The organism is Allosediminivita pacifica (assembly GCF_003054175.1).
GTDB classification, from domain to species: domain Bacteria; phylum Pseudomonadota; class Alphaproteobacteria; order Rhodobacterales; family Rhodobacteraceae; genus Allosediminivita; species Allosediminivita pacifica.
The window spans coordinates 1-19,312 of sequence record NZ_QBKN01000003.1 but is presented as its reverse complement, the minus strand read 5'-3'; the positions used below and the strand labels follow the sequence as shown (position 1 = coordinate 19,312).

Here is a 19,312-nt window from a genome sequence, read left to right as displayed (position 1 = left end):
CCCATGCCCTTCGCCTTTGCCGACGCCGGCGCCGAAACCCGTCCCCTCCACGTGCTGCAGCCCGACGACCTGGCCTCCTGGGCCGGTCAGCAGGATGACGCAACCCGCAACTGGATCGAGGCCTCCAGCTTCTCCGGCGCGCTGGGCACGGCGCTGATGATCCCCGGTCCCGACGGCCGGCCAAAGGCCGCGCTTGCCGGCTATGGCACAGCCGCGCAGCGCGCGCGTCACCGGTTCCCGCTTGCCGCGGCGCTGCCGCAGCTCGCGCCCGGCACCTACGAGATCGCCGGCGGCATCGCGCCCGAGAACCTGCCCAACGAGACGCTGGGCTGGCTGCTGGCGGCCTACGGCTTCTCGCGCTACCGCGAAAACGCCCCCAACACGCCCGGACTCGTTGCCCCCGACGGGGTGGAGGCCACCCGGATCGAGGCGCTCGCCCGCGGCGAGGCGCTCACCCGCGACCTGATCAACACCCCTGCCAACGACATGGGCCCCGAGGCGCTGGAAGCGGCGGCACGTAACCTCGCGGGCACCTTCGGCGCCGACATCGCCGTCACCATCGGCGAAGCGCTCATCACGCGCAACCTGCCGCTGATCCACGCGGTGGGCCGCGCCTCGGCGCAGGAGCCGCGGCTCATCGACATGCGCTGGGGCGAGACCGGCCCGACGCTGACCCTCGTCGGCAAGGGCGTCTGCTTCGACACCGGTGGGCTGAACCTCAAGCCCGGCAGCTCCATGGGCCTGATGAAGAAGGACATGGGCGGCGCGGCCAACGTGCTGGGGCTCGCCCAGATCATCATGGCGCTGAACCTGCCGCTGCGCTTGCGGGTGCTGATCCCGGCGGTGGAAAACAGCGTCTCGCCCGAGAGCTTCCGCCCGCAGGACATCCTGATCTCGCGCAAGGGGCTGACGGTCGAGATCAACAACACCGACGCGGAGGGGCGGCTGGTGCTGGCCGATGCGCTGGCGCTCGCCGACGAAGAGATGCCAGATCTCATCGTCTCCATGGCGACGCTCACCGGCGCGGCCCGCGTGGCGCTGGGCCCCGACCTCGCGCCTTTCTACACCGACGACGAATCCCTCGCGGCTGCCTTGCAGGCCTCAGGCACCGAGGCCGCCGACCCGCTCTGGCGCATGCCCTTCTGGGAGCCCTACGAGAGCATGATCGAGCCCGGCATCGCCGATCTCGACAACGCACCCTCGGGCGGCATGGCGGGCTCGATCACCGCCGCGCTCTTCCTGCGCCGCTTCGTCGAGGCGACGCCACGCTACGCCCATTTCGACATCTACGGCTGGCAGCCCAGTGCCGCGCCGGGTCGCAGCAAGGGCGGCCTGGGGCAGGGACCGCGCGCCATCCTCGGCGCGCTCGACAAGGTTCTCCCGCTTTGAGCGACCGCCGCCTGACCCCCGCGAACGGCCGTGTTGCCGCGGAGGAGTTGCGCGGCATCGTCACCGCCGACCGCTACGTGACAGGAGAGGCCGCGAGCATCGCCGCCCCCGTGGCCGACCTCTGCGCCGCCCCCGGTGGCGCGCGCGACCGCCAGCTTCTGGCCGGCGCGGAGGTCACCCTCTACGAGGTGCACGAAGGCTGGGCCTTCGTGCGGGCCGCGGCGGACGGCTATGTCGGATATGTCGCGCACCGCCACATCGGCCCCGCGACCGCGCCCACCCATGTGGTCAGCACCATGGCCACCCACGCCTACGTGGCCCCCGACATGAAAAGCCCGGATCTGCAGCACCTCTCCATGGGCGCGCGGCTCACCGTGACGGGCGCAGAGGGCAGGTTCCTCGAAACCGACCGGGGCTTCGTCCCGAAATCCCACCTGCGCGCGATCGAGATGCCGGAAGAGGATCCCGTCGCCGTGGCCGAACGTCTGCTGGGCGTGCCCTACCTCTGGGGCGGCAACAGCGCGCTGGGCATCGACTGCTCCGGCATCGTGCAGCTCTCGCTCGCGCTCTGCGGTATCCCGGCTCCCGGTGACAGCGACATGCAGTTCCGCGACCTCGGCACCACGCTGCCGGAGGGCACGCCCCCCGAACGCGGCGACCTCATCTTCTGGAAGGGCCACGTGGGCTCGGTTGCCGACCCCGACACGCTCCTGCACGCCAACGCTCACCACATGCGGGTCACCTACGAGCCGTTGCAGCCCGCCATCGCCCGGATCGCGGCGCAGGGCGACGGCCCTGTCACACGCCACGCCCGGCTGTCCTGAGACGGCGCCAGCGCGTCTTCTCGCCGCAAATACCTCGAGGTCCGGGGCAGAGCCCCCGGTCCGACCACCACCACGGGCCTTGACCGCCGGACTCAGGACGCCACTCTGGCCGCAATCAGAGGAGCATCACCATGCCGTCCGACCCCTTCTTCCACCCCGTCTCCGGCTTCGACCTGCCCCGCTTCGCCGGCGTGCCGACCTTCATGCGCCTGCCGCACGTCCCGCCCGGGCACGCGCGTTTCGATGAAGTCGAGATCGGACTCACCGGCGTGCCCTGGGACAGCGGCACCACCAACCGCCCCGGCCCGCGCCACGCGCCGCGCCAGCTGCGCGACGCCTCGACCATGATCCGCGCCCAGCACGCGGTGACCGGCCAGCGCCCGTTCGAGGCCGCCAACTGCGCCGATCTCGGCGATGTCGGCCCGAACCCTGCCGACATTCCCGACAGCATGGACCGGATCACCAGCTTCTACGGCGATCTGGTGCAGGCCGGCATCCGCCCCCTCACGGCGGGCGGCGATCACCTGACCTCGCTGCCGGTGCTGCGCGCGCTGGCCAAGGATGGCCCGCTGGGCATGGTGCACTTCGACAGCCATACGGATCTCTACAAAAGCTACTTCGGCGGCACGATGTACACCCACGGCACCCCCTTCCGCCGCGCGGTGGAGGAGGGCCTGCTCGATCCGGCCCGCGTGATCCAGATCGGCATCCGGGGCAGTATGTACGACACCGAGGACGTGGATTTCGCCGCCGCCAACGGCATCCGCATCGTCCGGATCGAGGAATTCTTCGACCGCGGCCCCGAGGCCGTCATGGAAGAGGCCCGCGCCGTGGTCGGCGACCTGCCCACCTACGTCAGCTACGACATCGACTTCGTGGACCCCACCTTCGCGCCCGGCACCGGCACGCCCGAGGTGGGCGGCCCGAACAGCTACCAGGCGCTGCAGGTCTGCCGGGGTTTGCACGGGCTCAACATCGTCGGCGCCGACATGGTCGAGGTCTCGCCGCCCTTCGACGCCAGCGGCAACACCGCCTTCCTGGGCGTGACCGTCATGTTCGAACTGCTCTGCGCGATGCTCGCCGGGCGGGGCTGAGACCCGCTCAGTCGTCCACGGGCCGGATCAGCTTGCGCTCCAGCACGCGCAGCACGGTCTTCAGGTCGTGCCCCCGCTTGAGCACCTGCCCGTCCATGCCGATCACCGCGTATTGCCCCTGCCTGTTGCGCAGGCGGGGGCGCTTCTCGATACGGTAGAGCGGGTGTTCGGCGGTGCGGCGGAAGACCGAGAAGACGGCAACTTCGCGCAGCGAGGAAATGCCGTAGTCGCGCCACTCCCCCGCAGCCACCATGCGTCCGTAGAGCGACAGGATCACGTTCAGCTCGGTCCGGTGGTACGAGACCACCTCGGGCTGGGGTCCGCCGGGAAAGGGCGTCAGGCTGTTCATGATACCGATCTTGCCTCGCAACCGCGCGAAATCAAGGGTCTTGCCCGGTGAATTGAGCGCAACCTCCCCGCGCCCAGGCCGCTGCCGCAGGCCTCAGCCAAGATCGGCAGCCGCCTCGCGGTCGCACAGGATGGTCACGTGGGGATGCAGCAGAAGCGCCGAGGCCGGGCAAGTGGCGTCTGGCGGCCCGGCCACGGCCCGTGCCAGCGCTGCCCGCTTGGCGGCGCCCGTGGCGACCAGCAGGATGCGCCTCGCCTCGAGGATCGTGCCGATCCCCATGGTCATGGCCTCGCCCGGAACAGCCTCGCCCTCGGGGAAATCGGGGGCATTGGCCGCCCGCGTTTCCTCGGCCAGGCGCACCACCCGGGTGCGGCTGTCAAAGCGCGCGCCCGGCTCGTTGAAGGCGATGTGCCCGTTGCGCCCGATGCCCAGCAGTTGCAGCCCGATTCCTCCGGCGCGGGCGATGGCGGCTTCGTAGCTGCTTGCCTCCGCCTCGGCATTGCCCAAGCCCGCGGGCATATGCGTCTCGCCCATCGCGACATGGTCGAAGAGATTTCGGCGCATGTAGGCGGCAAAGCTGGCGGTGTGCTCGGGGCCAAGCCCGCGGTATTCGTCGAGATTGAAGCTCGTTGTGCGGGAAAAGTCGGCCCGACGGTCGCGCGCGGCCGCGACCAGCCGGGCATAGATTGCCAGCGGTGTCCGGCCGGTGGCCAGCCCGATCACGGGTCGCCCCGAACCTGCCACATGCCCGGCGATCATCATGGCGGCCGCCGTGGCCACCGTGTCGGCGTCGTCAAGTACCCGCAGCCTGGGGCGGGACACGACGCCATCTCTTTCGGCAAGGCTCACGCGGTGACCTCCTCGAGCCGGTCGCAGAGGGTCAGCGCCGCCGCCCGGGCGGCCCCCATGGCGCCGGCCCGGTTGCCCAGCCGGCTGATGCGGCAGGCGACGGGCTCTGGCGAAAGTTGGGCCAGCTCGGCCTCGACCCGGGCCAGCAGGTCGGCACCGGATCCGATGCCGCCGCCAAAGACCACCAGCGCCGGGTCGAGCACCGCCTCGATGGACAGGACCGCTCGGGCCACGCGTCCGGCAAGCTCCTGCAGGACCTCTTCCATCAGCGGATCGGGCGTGCCGTCGCGGGTCAGTTCGCGAAAGGTCGTGCCGGGCCGTGTACCGCCACGCGCCCGGTAGCTCTCGGCCAGCACCTCACCCGCGACTACGCTTTCCAGTGCGCCGATTTCGTGGACCCCCGGATCGGCGGGATCGCCGCCGATCGGCAGCCAGGCGATTTCGCCCGCCGCGCCGCGCGCCCCGCGCAGCATCCGGTCGCCCCAGGCAAGCCCCATGCCGATGCCGGTTCCCAGGGCCACGAAGGCCAGCCCGCCCTCGCGCACCGCAGCGCTGTCCGCGCCGTGCCCGCGCCAGCACTCACCGAGCGCTGCCAGCGTCACGTCGTTCTCGACCGCCACCGGCAGGCCCAGCCGCGCGGAAAGCGCGCCGCGCAGGTCCCGCGAGGGCATGGCAGGCAGGTTCGGCGCGCGGCTGAGGTCGCCGGTCACCGGATGCACCGTCCCGGGCAGGCCGATGCCCGCAGCCAGCACGGGTCCGGCGTCTCCGGCATCAATGGTCAGCTGCGCAAGGTGCCGCGCAATGAGGTCGGGTACCGCTTCTCCGCCCGCCCGAGGGGTGGCATCGCGCGCCTCCGCCAGCACGGTGCCCGCAAGATCGCAAATCACCGACTGCACCTTGGTGCCGCCCACGTCGCAGCCGAACAGCAGGCCCGTGCCGGACATCCCGCTGTCGGGCGCACCCTGCCGAAGCGCCCGCGCAAGCCGGGTCCGGGCGCTGGCCGAAGGTCCGGCGCCCAACGTCCTATCGGAGACCGCCTGGGTCATGCACGGCCCGTCGCTTTCTCCGTCTCCGGATCGAAGAGATGCACCTTGCCCGGCGCGGTGACCGCGGTGACGGTGCTGCCGATGGCCGGAATCTCGTGCCCGGGGGCCGAGCCGATGACCGCGTGGCCGCCAGTTTCGAAATGGACCAGTGTCTCGGGGCCCAACGGCTCGACCGCGGTGACCGTGCCGCTCAGAACCATGCCTCCCGACTGCGGGGTCTCGCCCACGCGCAGGTCGGCGGGTCGCAGGCCTGCCAGTACTGCAGGCGCACCCTCGGCCAGCTCCATGCCCGCACCGGTCTGGCGGGCGGGCAGGATGTTCATCGAGGGCGTGCCGATGAAGCGCGCGGTGAAGACATCGACGGGGTTGTCGTAGATCTCCATCGGCGGGGCGGCCTGCAGGATATGGCCGTCCTTCATCACCACGATACGGTCGGCCATGGTCATGGCCTCGACCTGATCGTGGGTCACGTAGGCGATCGTCGTGCCAAGCCGCTGGTGCAGGGCTTTGATCTCGATCCGCATCTGGGCGCGCAGCTGCGCATCGAGGTTCGAGAGCGGCTCGTCGAAGAGGAAGGCCGCCGGATCGCGCACCATGGCCCGGCCGATGGCGACCCGCTGCCGCTGGCCGCCCGACAGCGCCGAAGGCCGCCGGTCCAGCAGATTGGTCAGGTCCAGCATCTGCGCCGCATCCTCGACCTTGGCGTTCTTCTCCTCCTTCGACATCTTCGACGTATAAAGACCGAAAGCGATGTTCTGGCGCACGCTCATGTGCGGGTAGATGGCGTAGTTCTGAAAGACCATGGCGATGTTGCGCGCCTTGGGGTCGACCTCGTTCACCAGCCGCCCGCCGATGCGCACCTCGCCGCCCGAAACCTCTTCCAGCCCCGCGATCATGCGCAGCGTGGTGGACTTGCCGCAGCCCGAAGGGCCCACGAAAACGACGAACTCGCCATCGGGCACCTCGAGGTCGATGGAGTGGATCACCTCGGTCCGGCCATAGGATTTCACAAGGGATTTCAGCTCGATGGTTGCCATTCAGCAGGCCTCCGTCAGGGCGTTGAAGGCGGCGTCCAGCGCCTCGGCCGCCCGTGTTTCCTGCGCGTGCCGGGCGCGCGCAGTGTCCTCGAAGCGCGACAGCACCGCGCGGTAGGCGGTGATCGCCTCGGCCATGGCCACGGGGGCCGGGCCGCCGAAGCGGTCGCGCACCGCCACGAAGTACTCGGGGGACACCGCCTCGGCGAAGCCCGCCTCGTCCATGGTCGTCTCGCGGTCCGTGGCCTCGCGGAAGGCCGCCGCGAAGGGTGTGAAGCCCGCGCTCAGGCTGGCGCCCTCGGCCACCACGGCCTTCGCTGTCGCTGCCGCGATCTCGTGTGCCTGACGGAAGGACAGGCCTTCGTGGCGGACAAGCGTGTCGGCCAGCTCGGTGATGGTGATGCAGGCGCGGTCGATATTGGCCGCGACCCGGTCGGGGTTGATCTTCAGCGCCGGCACGAAGGCCGCCAGCAGGCGCAGCACCCGGCTGCCGGTCTCGAATGCGCCGTAGCCCGCCTGCTGGCTCTCGCCCTCGCTGTCGTTCATGTCGGTGAAGGGCGTGTTGTGCATGATGTCCTTCATCATGCGGGCCTTCCCCATGGCCTGGCTCGACAGGTGGCGCATGTGCTCGATGGGCACCGGATTGCGCTTCTGCGGCATGATCGAGCTGATCTGCACAAAGGCATTGGGCACGTAGATCTGCGCCACCTCGAAGCTCGACCAGACCTGGAAATCCTGGATCAGCCGCCCGAGGTGCAGGAACAGCAGCTCGACGGCCGCATAGGCGCCGGTGGTGTAGTCCACGGCCGCGATGCAGGAATAGCTGTTGCGCTGCGGCGCGCCGAAGCCCAGCAGCTCGGCCACCAAGGCGCGGTCCACCGGGAAGCCGCTCGTGGTGATCGCGGCGGCCCCCATGGAGCTCAGGTCCGCCACGGCATGGGCCGCCTCGAGCCGCTCGATGTCGCGGATCAGCACCTCGATCGCCGCGCCAAGATAGTGACCAAACGTGGTGGGCTGCGCCGGCTGGCCGTGGGTATAGGCCACGATCAGCGTCTCGGCCTCGCGCTCGGCGGTGTCGATCATGGCCGACAGCAGCGCGCGCGCCTCGTCCAGCAGGGCCGCAAGCCGCGCCTTCAGCGCCATCTTGAACAGCGTGTGGTCGATATCGTTGCGCGACCGCGCGGTGTGCAGCCGCCCGCCGGTGTCGGCGCCGACGCGGGCCTTCAGCTCGGCCTCGCGCAGGAAAAAGTAATCCTCGACCTCGCCGGTGTATTCGAGCTGGGCCGGGTCCACCGTCTCGTCGATCTCGACCAGCGCACGGGCGATCCTGCCCGCCACGTCGCGCTGCAAGATACCGGTCTTTTCCAGCATCACCAGATGCGCCCGGTCGATGCGGCGGAACCCCTCGGCGTGGTCGTCGCGCGCGTGATCGAAGAGTGGCGCAAGCACCGTGTCCTTGTAGACCGGGTCGGGAAAGCGCGTCCGGTCGTCTGTCGCATTGGTGTTCATGGTCCTGTCCGTGTTCATCCCTTCAGCCCCGCCAGCATCACGCCGCGCACGATGAAGCGCTGCAGCAGCAGGAAGACGACCAGCGTGGGGATCGTGGCCAGCGCCGCGCCCGTCATGATCTTTTCCCACTGCACCTGCTGTTCCACGGCGAAGGAGGTCAGGCCGATGGGCAGGGTGTAGAGCTCCTTCGAGGTGGTCACGATTAGCGGCCAGAAGAAGGCGGTCCAGTTTCCGAGGAAGGTGAAGATCGCCAGCGCCGAAAGCGCCGGCGTGACCAGCGGCATGGCGATCTTCCACCAGATGGTGAATTCGTTCAGCCCGTCGATGCGCGCCGCCTCGAGGAAGTCGTCGGGCACCGTCTCGAAGAACTGCTTCATCAGGAAGGTGCCGAAGCCGGTCATCATGCCCGGGAACATGATGCCCCAGTAGCTGTCCAGCCAGCCGAAATTGGCCGACATCAGGTACCACGGGATCACCAGCATCTCGGTCGGGATCATCAGCGTCGACAGGATCGCGATGAAGACGAACTGCCGACCGCGGAACCGGAACTTGGCGAGCGTGTAGCCGACGAGGCTGTCGAAGAAGCAGTTCGAGGCGGTCACGCAGATCGCCACGATGGTCGAGTTCACGAACCAGCGCAGAAAGCCGTTCTCGGTCAGAAGCTGCACGTAGTTGGCAAGCGTCGGGCTCTCGGGGATCAGCCGCAGGTCATAGACCTGCCCCGCGGTCTTGAGCGAGGTCGAGAACATGAACAGCAGCGGCGTGATCATCAGCATTCCGCCGATGAAGAGCACCGTCCAGAGCAGGATCCGCCCCGGTCGGATCCGGGCCTTGGGCAGGGGCATGTCGGTTGCGGTGGCGGACATCAGCGTTCCCTCAGGACCCAGAGTTGCAGGAGCGAGACGATCAGCAGGATCGTGAAAAGCACCACGGTCTGCGCCGCGGCGGCGCCCATCTGGAAGGACGAAAAGGCGGTCTGGTAGATCATCAGGACCAGCGGCTTGGTGCTGTTGAGCGGCCCGCCGGGGTCGTTGTTGGTCATGTTGTAGACCTGGTCGAAGATCCGCAGGAATCCGATCGAGCTGAAGACGACGAGAAAGACCGTCGTGGGCTTCAGCAGCGGCAGGGTGATCTTGCGCAGGATCGCCCAGTCGCCCACTCCGTCGATGCGCGCGGCCTCGTAGTAGGTGGTGGGAATGGCCCGCAGGCCCGCCATGAAGATGATGATCTGGAACCCGAGCCCCGCCCAGATCGCCGTGACCATGATCGAGGGCAGTGCCCATGTGGTCGAGCGCAGGAAGTCCATCTGCCCCATGCCCATCTGGCTCAGCACCGAGTTGATGATGCCCGTGGGCGCCGGCTGATAGAACCAGCGCCAGACCCAGGCCATGGCCGAGGCGGTGGTCAGGAACGGCAGGAAGTAGAGCGCGCGCAGGAAGTTGTGCGCAAAGCGGACCTTGTCGAGGAAGTAGGCGATGGTGAAGGACACCACCAGGCTGATCGGCGTGCCCATGATCAGGTAGGCAAAGGTGTTGCGGAAGACCTGCCAGAAGTCCTCGTCCGCGAACATCTCGCGGTAGTTCTCGAGCCCGATGAACTTGGGCGGCCGCATCAGGTTCCACTCGGTGAACGACAGCCGGAAGGCGTCGAGCGTCGGGTAGAAACGGATGACGCTGTAGAACAGCACCGGCAGGGCCAGGAACCCCCAGACCCAGAGCGCGCGGCGCACCCGCATCGACAGCCGCGGCGCCGCTGGCTGGTCGTCGGGCGGGTGGGTGTCGGTCGTTGCCATGACGTCGGCGCTCCTTTCAGATCGCGTGGGCCCTGCGGGGATCATCTGCTGCGGCGGAAAGCGGGACGGCGCCCGGCGGACCGGGCTGCCGCATGTACGGGCCCGGACCTGTGCCGGCCGGGCCCTGCGGCGAAAGGGGCAGGGCCCCTCCCGCCGGTGCGCTTACTGGTAGTCGTCGATGATGTCCTGCTCTTCCTCGGCAGCTTCGGCGACGCTTTCCGCGACCGGCTGATCCTCCAGGAAGATGCGGTTCGTCATGTCCATGATCACCTGCCGCTGGGCGGCCTCGTCGTAGAAGGTGGTCGTGTGGGCATACTCGAGACCCTTCAGGAACGGCCCGTAGATCGGGTCGGCCAGGTTCTCCTCGGTCAGCGCCGCTTCGGGGCTGGCGGGCAGTTCGCCCACGACCTCGAGCCAGACCTGCATCGCCTCGGGCGAGGTGATGAACTTCAGGAACTTCTCGGCAGCTTCCAGCTCCTCGCCCTCGGCCCCGGCACCGATGCCGTTGGCAAAGTAGGAGGCGTAGTTGGACTGCAGCCCGTCCGCATTGGCCGGAAGCTCGGCCACGCCCCATTCGAAGTCCTCGATGGACGAGAAGGACCCAAGCCGGAAGGTGCCGTCGATGGTCATCGCCGCGCGGCCCGCACGGAAGGCGGCCTGCCCTTCGTCCATGAAGCCCGGCGTGCCGATGCCGTGTTCCTTGTCGAGGTCGGTGTACCACTCGGTCGCGGCCACGCCAGCCTCGTCGTTGTAGGTCACCTCGGTGTAATCGTCGTTGTAGGGCGCGCCGCCGAACTGGCGGACGAGCACTTCACGCCACCAGTGGTGATCCTGGCCGCCCATCTCGACCGTCAGGCCGACCTGGGTGTAGTTGCCCGCGTCGTCCTTCTTGGCCAGCGCAGCGCCGGTCTCGACCAGCTCGTCGAGCGTTTCCGGCGGCCCGCCGATGCCGGCCTCCTCGAAAAGCGCCTTGTTGTAGAACAGCGCCAGCGACCGGACCGCGGTCGGCAGGCCGTAGTAATCGCCGTTGCGTTCCATGGCGCTGACGATCGGGAAGAAGGTCTCCTCGATCATCTCGTCGGGGAAGGCCTCCTTCGACAGCGGCTGAAGCACGCCGCCGTTCACGAAGTTGTCCGTCCAGCCGTAGAAAAGCTGCAGCACGTCGGGGCCGTTGCCGGCCATGTTCGCCGCGATCACGCGCGTCTGGTAATCCGAGTAGGGGAAAGTCACCTGCTCCACCGTGATGTCGGGGTTCTGTTCCTCGAACATCTCGATCAGCTGGTCCATCGCCGTGACGCGGGTCTCGTAGATGTACTGCCAGTACTCGATCTCGACCGCCTGCGCGCCGCTGGCTGCGAAGAGGGCCGTGCCCGAAAGCAGGGCCGCCGTCATGTGTCTTTTCATTTGAACCTCCGTTGGATGCGACGCGGGGCCGCCAGGATGAGCGCGTCTTCTTCGGAGCGATGCCTGCGTCCGCTGCGCGCTTGTCCCGAAGGCACACCCCCGGGATCTGCGGCAAAGGCTGCATGGAGGACCTCTCCGAGTCAATAAGATAATTAACTTGAGTTAAGTGAAGACCCCTGCAAGAGTTGACAGAGGTGGCGGCAGGGTCAGACTCCGGGCCCTCCATCACAGGCAAGGTGAGTTCCGTGACCAGAACAGTGGCGCCGACCGACAGTACGCATCGCAGCCCCCGGGGCGCCCTCGCGCTGGGCAAGAACCCCGGCCGCTCCCGGTCGCACAACAGGCGCGTGCTGCTGGAACTCCTGCGCCGCAACGGCCCGCAGGGGCGCAAAGCGCTGGCCGATCTCGCCGGCATCTCGACCCAGGCGGTGGCCAATATCATCGAGGAACTGGTCGCCGACGGCCTGCTGCTTGATATGGGACGCAAGCGGACGGGCCGGGGTCTTCCGCCGATCCAGTACGCCATCAACCCCGACGGCGCCGTGACCATCGGGCTCGAGATCTCGGTGGGCGAACTGACGGCCACGCTGCTCGACCTCGGCGGCAACCTGCGGCACGAGGAGCGCTTCTCGCTCGACGACATGCGCCCCGACGCCGTGCTGGCCCTGATCGGCGACGAAGTCCGCCGCCTGATCGCCCGCCAGTCCGCGCGCCTGATGGGCGTGGGCGTCGTGATGCCCGGCCCCTTCGGCATCGAGGGCCTCTCCGGTGTCGGCCCGACAACGCTGAAGGACTGGACCGACATCGACGTGGCCGGGCGCCTTTCGGGCGACCTCGGCGTGCCGGTGGTGGTCGACAACGACGCCAACGCCGCCGCCGTGGGCGAGATGCTCTTTGGCAAGGGCCAGAACGTCGGGCATTTCTGCATGCTCTACTTCGGCGCCGGCATCGGTCTCGGCGCCATCGTGCAGGATCAGCCCCTGCGCGGCGCCTTCGGCAACGCGGGCGAGATCGGCCATATTCCGGTGGCGCCCGGCGGGCTGCCCTGCCAATGCGGCCAGTCCGGCTGCCTCGAGGGCTACGCCTCGATCCACGCGCTCTCGGGCTATCTCGGCTCGTCCGACCGGGTGCTGCGCGCCGACGAGATCCGCGCCCGCATCGACGCGGGCGATCCCGCCATCGACGACTGGCTGGCGTCGGCCGCGCCGCATCTCGCCACCATGATCGGCATGATCGAGAACATCTTCGACCCGCAGACCGTCATCCTCGGCGGCAAGCTGCCCGGCCGCCTGCTCGACGATCTCGTGGCGCGGCTCAAGGTGCCGCCCTCGGTTGCCAACCGCCCCTCGCGGGTGCTGCCCCGCGTCCAGCGCGGGCAGGCGGGGCAGGGCTCCGCCGCGCTTGGCGCCGCGGCGCTGCCCTTTTTCAACGCCATCACCCCCCAGCTCGACCTGGCCGAGCCCGTACCGGTCCCACAGGAGTAAGACATGAGTGTTCACGACCGTCTCGCCGCCCGCGAAGCCCGCCCCGCGCTGATGCGCCTCGACCGGGCGCTGTCACGGCTGGGCTCGGTCCTCACGGTCATGAACACCGGCGCGCACCCCGATGACGAGCATTCCGGCCTCTTGGCCTGGTTCCGCTACGGCCTCGGCATGCGCGTGGTCATCGCCTGTTCCACCCGCGGCGAAGGCGGCCAGAACGCCCTGGGCCCCGAACGCGGCAGCCTGCTCGGCCTCCTGCGCACGCGCGAGATGGAAGAGGCCGCCCGCGTGATCGACTGCGACGTCGCCTGGACCGGCTTCGGCATGTCCGACCCGCAGCACGATTTCGGCTTTTCCAAGGACGGCGACGCCACCTTCGCCCGCTGGGGTGAGGAGCTGATCACCGCCCGCATGGCGCGCGTCTACCGCCTGTACCGGCCTGACGTAATCCTGCCCACCTTCCTCGACGTGCCGGGCCAGCACGGCCACCACCGCGCCATGACCCGCGCCGCCGCCAATGCCATCGCGCTTGCCGCCGATCCCGCGGGCCTGCCCGACACCAACCTGCCCGCATGGCAGGTCAGCCACCACTATCTGCCCGCCTGGGGCGGCGGTGGCGGTACCTATGACGACACCGTGCCGCCGCCCCCCGCCACCCTGCGGATCGAGGCCGCCCCCCGCGACGCCGCCACCGGCGCCTCCTATGCCGAGATCGGCCAGTGGTCGCGCCTGCGTCACGCCACGCAGGGCATGGGCAGCTGGTCCGACACGCCCCAGACCGCCTGGAACCTGCACCGCGTGAACGGCACCCCCGAAACACGGCTGGCCGAGGATCTGCCCTGCACGCTGGCCGACCTCGCGCCCCTCTCGGGCCCGGCCACCGAGGATGTCGCCGCCGCCGCCGCCGCCATCGAGACGGCCCGTGCCACCTTCCCAGATGCGGAAGCGCTGCTGCCCCATCTGGCAAAAGCCGACGCGCACCTCGAGGCCGCGCAGTCCCGCCTCTCGCCGGATTTCGCCGAGGCGCATGGCCACCGGATCGCCCGCAAGCGCCGCGAACTGGCCCACGCCATGGCAGAGGCCGCAGGCCTCTCGCCCGTCACCTCGCTCACGCCCTCGCGCCTTATCCCCGGCAGCCGCGCCACCCTGCACGTCGCCCAGTCCACGCCCTGCGCCGCAGAGGGCATCACCCTCACCCCGCGCCTGCCCGAGGGCTGCACCGCGCCGGCCACCCCGCTCGACGGGGCCAGCGCCGACATCCCCGTCGACGTGGCGCCGGACGCGCTGATCCCCGCGCCGTTCCTCGAAGGGTTCGACCCGCTTGGCGGCAACGGCCATGGCTGGCTCGATCTCTCGGCCACCATCGCCGGCCGCCAGGTGGCCCTGCCGCTCGACCTCGAGGAGCCGGTCCAGCTCACTCCCGCCCGCACCGTCACTCTGACGCTCACGGCCTTCGTCCGCAGCACCCGCGACACCGGCCCGCTCACCGCCACGCTCACCGACGAGACGCCACTGACCTTCGACGCGCCCGAGGGATGGCAGGTCGACCAGCAGGGCCGCCGGGTCACCGTCACGCCCGCCAAGGGCGCCGGTCTCACCACGCTGACCCCAATGGTGGACGGCGCCCCCGCACACACCGCCGCAACGGCGGACTACCCGCACACGGGCCCCGTCACCCTGCTGCAACCCGCCATGCTCAAGGTGCTGACGCTGGACCTCGCCCTGCCCGAGGGCGCGCGCATCGCCTACATCGGCTCCGGCGATAGCGTCGGCGCGTGGATGCACCGCATCGGCCTCGACGTCACCCTCATGGACCGCATCCCGGCGGAAGAGGATTTCTCCGGCTTCACGACGGTGCTGGTGGGGGTCGTGGCCTTCGGCAACCGCCCCGACCTCGCCGCCACCATCCCCCGCTTGCATGCCTTCACAAGGGCCGGAGGCCACCTCGTCACGCTCTACCAGCGCCCTGACCAGGGCTGGGACCCGCAGGCGACGCCACCACGCCCCCTGACCATCGGTCGGCCTTCCCTGCGGTGGCGCGTCACCGATCCCGCCGCCGTGGTCACCGTGCTCGCACCGGATCACGCGCTGCTCACCACCCCGAACGCCATCGGCGCGGAGGATTTCGAGGGCTGGGACAAGGAGCGCGGGCTCTACTTCGCCTCCGACTGGGACGAGGCCTACACCCCGCTCCTCTCCATGTCCGACCCGGGCGAAGAGGCGCTCACCGGCGCGCTTGTCTCGGGGGCCGTGGGTGCGGGGCGCCACACCCATTGCAGCCTCGTCCTGCACCACCAGCTCGACCATCTCGTACCGGGTGCCTTCCGCCTGCTTGCCAACCTCGTCCAGCCGGCCTGACCTCAACCCCGCGGCCCGGCCGCCGCGGGGGCACCCGTTCCCAAAAGGCCACGCCATGCCCCGCCAGCCCGAGCCCGACCACGGCCCCGCCGCCGAGCCCGCCGGTACGGGCATCGGTCTGGCATGGCTGCTCTCCGACATGACCCTCGTCACCGGCATGACGGTGCTGGTGAAGATGACCGGCACGGCGCTGCCCTCGGTGCAGGTGGTCTTCCTGCGCGCGCTGATCGGGCTCCTGCTGATCCTGCCGCTGATCTGGAAACGCCGGCGCGACCTGCTCGCCCTGCACCAGCCCTGGCGAAACGGGCTCCGGGTGCTCTGCAACGCCATGGCGCTCAACGCCAACTTCTACGCGCTGGCGGCGCTGCCGCTCGCCATGGTCAATGCCATCGGCTACCTGCGCCCCATCGTGACCATGGTGCTCTCGATCCTGCTGCTGGGCGAGCTGATCCCCCGCGCCCGCTGGGTCGGCGCCGCGGGCATCGTCGCCGGCGTGGCGATCGCCACCGGCCCGCAGATCGCCGCCTCCCTGAAGGGCGGCGCGCCGGGCGCGCTGCCCCTCGCGGGGCTCGCCGCCGCTTTCCTGTCGGTCCTCTTCGGTGCGCTGGCGCTGGTGCAGACCCGCGCCCTGCGCCGCGAAAGCCCCACCGTGATGATGCTCTTCTACACCCTCGGCCTCACGGTTCTGACCGCCCTGCCGGCCGCCCATGCCTGGCAGCCGGTGGCGCGGGAAACCTGGCCCGCGCTGCTGGGGATCGGCGCGCTCGCCCAGGCCGGGCAGTACTGCTTCCTGCGGGCCTACCGCGCGGCCGAAGCCTCGGCGCTGGCACCGCTCTCCTACGGATCGATTCTCTTCGCCACCGGCGCGGGGTGGCTCTTCTTCGGCGAGGTGCCGGCCTGGAACCTCCTGCTCGGCGCCTGCGTCATCCTCGCTTGCCTGCTCTGGACCTGGCGCCGCACGCGCCCCTGACGCAGCTGCCACCGGCTTCTTCTTGCCCCAAATACCTCGGGGGAGTCGCGGCCCCGCCGCGACGGGGGCAGCGCCCCCGGACCACGCCGCCAAAGTTTCCGATCCGCTCCACGCGCCCGCGCGGCAGGCTCGTTTGCGATGCTTTCGCCGCAAATCACGTCTTGCCGTGCGGCTGGCGCAGGCGTAGACGCGTCGGTGGGACCCCCCTCCCAACGAGGGACAGGCGTTGTCCCAAATTCATCCATATATTTCATGAGCTTGGATCCTCCTTGTCGGGGCGCTGTGTCGCTGGTGTGTCAAACAGCGTATCGGTGACGGTCTTGTCCTCGATCGCGTGGGCGTAGGTTCGCAGCACCGTGGTGGCATCCTTCCAGCCGCCACGCTCTGCCACGGTCTTCACGTCATAGCCGTTCCGCAGCATCGAGGTGGCGAAGCCATGCCGGCAGCAATGGGGCGTCAGGCGCTCGATCCCGGCGCGGGCGGCGACGTTGTTCCATGGGCCCCGAACACTGCCGCGACCGGCGTAGCCAAACACGCTCTCGTCCGGCTTGCGGTTCGAGGGGATGCTCTCCAGTGCCCGGACGAGGTCCGGCTGAAGGTGGGCAATCCGGCTCCACGGCCGAGGCTTGTGCAGCTGGATTTTCGCGGTTGATCCGGCCAGGTCGACATCCCGCCACTGAAGGCGGCAGGCTTCCCCGACCCGCGCGGCGGTGCCATACATGAACAAGCAGATGGCTGCGAGGTGCGGCAACCCGTCCTGCTCGGCCTGACGGGCGAAGGCGCGCACCCATGCCAGGGTGGCTGGCGTCTTGATCGCAGGGTTTTCGCTGTAGCGCTTCACGGAGAGCCGCTGGCACCAGCCAAGCTCGGCCGCGTGATTGATCGCGGCCTGCGTTGGCTTGATCACCTGTCGGTTCCAGGTCGGCTCTGCCGCATGCGGATAGATCTTCCGCGCGGCTTGGCGGATCTTTTCGGCGCGGACCTCGTCGACGGGCATGTCCTTCCAGAAATCCGCAAGGCGCAGCAGGAACCGCTCCGGCTTTTCGGCGTCCAGATATGCGGTGAAGACCTGCGCCATCGTCAGCCCTGCGCCCGGCCCGTCCAACTTCCGGTCCCATGCCTTGGCTTCCGTTTCTGCCTTGATCCGCTCGGCGATGTTCCGGTCAGACGTGCCCGTAGAGCCGCGTAGTCGCCTGCCGGAAACCGTCCCTCGGAAGTGCCAGACGTCGCCGCGTCGGTAGAGGGTGAGGGGCATTGGATTGCCTCCATGAACGAGTTCACATGATGCGGAAACATGACCTTGCGACGCCCCAGCTTGGCGTAGGCCCCCAGCTCTGCCACCTTCTCGTTCACCGTCCGGGCCGACATGCCGAGGTGTTCGGCAAGGTCGGTCGGGGTGGTGTACTCGGGATGCAGGCGGGATACGGGCATCTGGTCCTCCGCAGGATGACGTCAGTGGGCCGAGCGCGTAGCGGACGGGTTGCGGCGATAACCGGGGGCGCGACGCGCGGCCTCGAATTTCAGGATCACCTCGACGTGCGATGGCAGCAGGAACATCGCCTGCCCCATGGCGTAGAAGGCGCCGTACTGCCGCGCCTTCTGCCGCAGCGTTCGTGCAGACAGGTGGATGCCCTGCTCTGCCATGAGTTGGCACCAGCCTTCGGGTGTCCGCCCTCCTTCAACAATTTGGTCCATCATGCGCTCCTTTCTGCATGCCCCAGCAGTACTTGCCCCTGCTGGCTTGAGGCAATGAAATGAGATACAATAGGATCAAATTGAAAATTTTGCGCAGTATATTGCGCATACCGGTAGTTGGGAGTGCAGGGAATGGCGGAGTACAGGTTCGGCCCACGGCCTGAGAACGACGACGAAGCCTCCGAGGCGATGGAGCGCGAGCTGTTCCAAGAAGAGTGTGAACGGCGGCGAGACATCTGCCAGCCCCACATCCGCCTGAAGGCGCTGCGCAAGGCTCACAAGCTGTCCCAGGAGGAGATGGCAGAGGTGCTGCACGTCAGCCGCCGGACCCTCCAGGACTTCGAGCGCGGCAAGCGCGCGATCCCCTCAGACGCGGTCGCGCGGCTCTATGGTCGCTTCAACTGCGACCTGCACGCCCTTTTCGTTGGTCAGCCCTATCCTATCAGCCGGGAAGACCGCGCGAGCTTCGTACAAGTGGGATTGGATGCGGTCTTCGAGCTTATGCGTTGGTTCCCAGACATGTCGGCCCAAGACGTCAGGCACTACGCCACGCTGACGGCTGAGCTGACGGAGCCAGGGGAAGATCCCGAGCTCGGTTGGCTGCTCGAAATGGTTGGCCGTAGGCGGGCCGAGGCGGAGGGCCTTCTGTGAGTTGGTGCTGGGCACGGACCAATAGGTAGATATGGCTGCCTCTGGCAGTCTTCTGCGCGCAGCCTGACACTTTCGGCCCAAAGCCGACCTCCGAAGTTCGCACTTATGCCGCATTGCGGCCTCCGCAAACCGGCCATTTGTGCTTTGTGCAGCAATCAGGGAAAAGAGGTGACCCAACGCCGACCCATTCAAACGTCCGCACTTCAAGTTTTAAACGATGAAGGCGGCCAACTGTTGAACGGTGGTTGTGGCAAATCACAACACATAGGAGTACTGCAGGCAGAGGCATTCAAGCAAGACAGCACCTACTGATAGCTAAAAGGTATGCGGCATGGCATCGAGATTCACAGCGCTTCCACTCGCCAGTGGCGAGAGCTTCACCCTCGAAACAGACCACAAGGGCGAACGCTGTGTCATTCTGGTCGATGGCGGCTTTGATGCTGTAACCGCCCCCCGACGGCATCGCTGTGCCAAGGTGGGATCGCAACAATCCTTAATGGGAGGCGGTCATGTCAAAGATTACCACGGTCGGACTGGATCTGGCGAAGAATGTGTTTCAGGTCCATGGAACTGATGCCCTTGGCAAAGCGGCCCTGCGCAAGAAGCTTCGAAGATGTCAGGTCGTGGAGTTTTTCACGAAGCTTCCGCATTGCCTTGTGGCGATGGAGGCCTGTGCAGGTGCTCATTTCTGGGGCCGGGAACTGACCCGGCTCGGGCACGACGTCCGGCTCATCCCGCCCGCCTACGTGAAGCCGTTCGTCAAGCGGCAGAAGAATGATGCGGCTGATGCGGAAGCGATCTGTGAAGCAATCCAGAGACCGAGCATGCGGACGGTGCCGATCAAGAGCGAAGACACGCAGGCAGCGG

The 19,312-nt window shown here is 68.4% G+C and carries 18 protein-coding genes; 8 read left to right on the top strand and 10 right to left on the bottom strand.

The window, feature by feature from the left end:
* Positions 1–3: 3 nt before the first annotated feature.
* From C8N44_RS02925 to speB, 3 genes are all read left to right on the top strand, one after another.
* Entirely contained in the window at positions 4–1,389 is a 1,386-nt protein-coding gene (locus tag C8N44_RS02925; protein ID WP_107974678.1) for a leucyl aminopeptidase family protein, read from the top strand.
* Positions 1,386–2,213, top strand: a complete 828-nt coding sequence (locus C8N44_RS02920) for a C40 family peptidase (RefSeq protein ID WP_107974677.1) — start codon at positions 1,386–1,388, stop codon at positions 2,211–2,213. The genes C8N44_RS02925 and C8N44_RS02920 overlap by 4 nt, the downstream gene beginning before the upstream one ends.
* Before the next feature lie 131 nt (positions 2,214–2,344).
* Entirely contained in the window at positions 2,345–3,307 is a 963-nt protein-coding gene (gene speB, locus C8N44_RS02915) for an agmatinase (protein WP_107974676.1), read from the top strand.
* A gap of 7 nt (positions 3,308–3,314) precedes the next feature.
* On the opposite strand, the gene C8N44_RS02910 is transcribed toward speB, so the two are convergent.
* From C8N44_RS02910 to C8N44_RS02875, 8 genes are all read right to left on the bottom strand, one after another.
* Entirely contained in the window at positions 3,315–3,656 is a 342-nt protein-coding gene (locus C8N44_RS02910; RefSeq protein WP_107974675.1) for a DUF2794 domain-containing protein, read from the bottom strand.
* A 93-nt stretch (positions 3,657–3,749) separates the two neighbouring features.
* Entirely contained in the window at positions 3,750–4,505 is a 756-nt protein-coding gene (locus tag C8N44_RS02905) for a glucosamine-6-phosphate deaminase (RefSeq protein WP_244640957.1), read from the bottom strand.
* The gene (locus tag C8N44_RS02900; RefSeq protein ID WP_107974674.1) at positions 4,502–5,551 is read right to left on the bottom strand and encodes an ROK family protein; all 1,050 of its coding nucleotides are present in this window, start codon (positions 5,549–5,551) and stop codon (positions 4,502–4,504) included. The genes C8N44_RS02905 and C8N44_RS02900 overlap by 4 nt, the downstream gene beginning before the upstream one ends.
* The gene (locus C8N44_RS02895) at positions 5,548–6,588 is read right to left on the bottom strand and encodes an ABC transporter ATP-binding protein (RefSeq protein WP_107974673.1); all 1,041 of its coding nucleotides are present in this window, start codon (positions 6,586–6,588) and stop codon (positions 5,548–5,550) included. Before C8N44_RS02895 ends, C8N44_RS02900 begins: the two co-directional genes overlap by 4 nt.
* On the bottom strand, positions 6,589–8,094 hold the full coding sequence (gene argH / locus C8N44_RS02890; protein WP_107974672.1) for an argininosuccinate lyase: 1,506 nt from the start codon (positions 8,092–8,094) through the stop codon (positions 6,589–6,591). It lies immediately after the preceding gene.
* A gap of 14 nt (positions 8,095–8,108) precedes the next feature.
* Positions 8,109–8,960, bottom strand: coding sequence for a carbohydrate ABC transporter permease (locus C8N44_RS02885; RefSeq protein ID WP_107974671.1), 852 nt, complete (start codon positions 8,958–8,960; stop codon positions 8,109–8,111).
* Positions 8,960–9,886: a carbohydrate ABC transporter permease gene (locus tag C8N44_RS02880; RefSeq protein ID WP_107974670.1), complete on the bottom strand. Its 927-nt coding sequence runs from the start codon at positions 9,884–9,886 to the stop codon at positions 8,960–8,962. The genes C8N44_RS02885 and C8N44_RS02880 overlap by 1 nt, the downstream gene beginning before the upstream one ends.
* Positions 9,887–10,048: 162 nt before the next feature.
* Complete coding sequence (locus tag C8N44_RS02875; protein WP_107974669.1) at positions 10,049–11,290, bottom strand: sugar ABC transporter substrate-binding protein; 1,242 nt, start codon at positions 11,288–11,290, stop codon at positions 10,049–10,051.
* Between the two features lie 245 nt (positions 11,291–11,535).
* Between C8N44_RS02875 and C8N44_RS02870 the strand changes: the two genes are divergently transcribed.
* From C8N44_RS02870 to C8N44_RS02860, 3 genes are read left to right on the top strand one after another with little or no spacing between them, the layout of a single operon-like run.
* Positions 11,536–12,774, top strand: coding sequence for an ROK family protein (locus C8N44_RS02870; RefSeq protein ID WP_244640956.1), 1,239 nt, complete (start codon positions 11,536–11,538; stop codon positions 12,772–12,774).
* A gap of 3 nt (positions 12,775–12,777) precedes the next feature.
* On the top strand, positions 12,778–15,129 hold the full coding sequence (locus tag C8N44_RS02865; RefSeq protein WP_107974667.1) for a PIG-L family deacetylase: 2,352 nt from the start codon (positions 12,778–12,780) through the stop codon (positions 15,127–15,129).
* A gap of 55 nt (positions 15,130–15,184) precedes the next feature.
* The gene (locus tag C8N44_RS02860; protein WP_107974666.1) at positions 15,185–16,099 is read left to right on the top strand and encodes a DMT family transporter; all 915 of its coding nucleotides are present in this window, start codon (positions 15,185–15,187) and stop codon (positions 16,097–16,099) included.
* Positions 16,100–16,349: 250 nt separating this feature from the next.
* On the opposite strand, the gene C8N44_RS02855 is transcribed toward C8N44_RS02860, so the two are convergent.
* Together C8N44_RS02855 and C8N44_RS02850 are read right to left on the bottom strand one after the other, a co-directional pair.
* Complete coding sequence (locus tag C8N44_RS02855) at positions 16,350–17,354, bottom strand: tyrosine-type recombinase/integrase (RefSeq protein WP_107974665.1); 1,005 nt, start codon at positions 17,352–17,354, stop codon at positions 16,350–16,352.
* 197 nt (positions 17,355–17,551) lie between these two features.
* The gene (locus tag C8N44_RS02850) at positions 17,552–17,794 is read right to left on the bottom strand and encodes a hypothetical protein (protein WP_146178793.1); all 243 of its coding nucleotides are present in this window, start codon (positions 17,792–17,794) and stop codon (positions 17,552–17,554) included.
* Between the two features lie 132 nt (positions 17,795–17,926).
* Between C8N44_RS02850 and C8N44_RS02845 the strand changes: the two genes are divergently transcribed.
* Together C8N44_RS02845 and C8N44_RS02840 are read left to right on the top strand one after the other, a co-directional pair.
* Positions 17,927–18,445: a helix-turn-helix domain-containing protein gene (locus tag C8N44_RS02845; protein WP_107974663.1), complete on the top strand. Its 519-nt coding sequence runs from the start codon at positions 17,927–17,929 to the stop codon at positions 18,443–18,445.
* Positions 18,446–18,954: 509 nt separating this feature from the next.
* On the top strand, positions 18,955–19,312 hold a 358-nt coding region (locus C8N44_RS02840; RefSeq protein WP_146178792.1), incomplete at its 3' end, for an IS110 family transposase.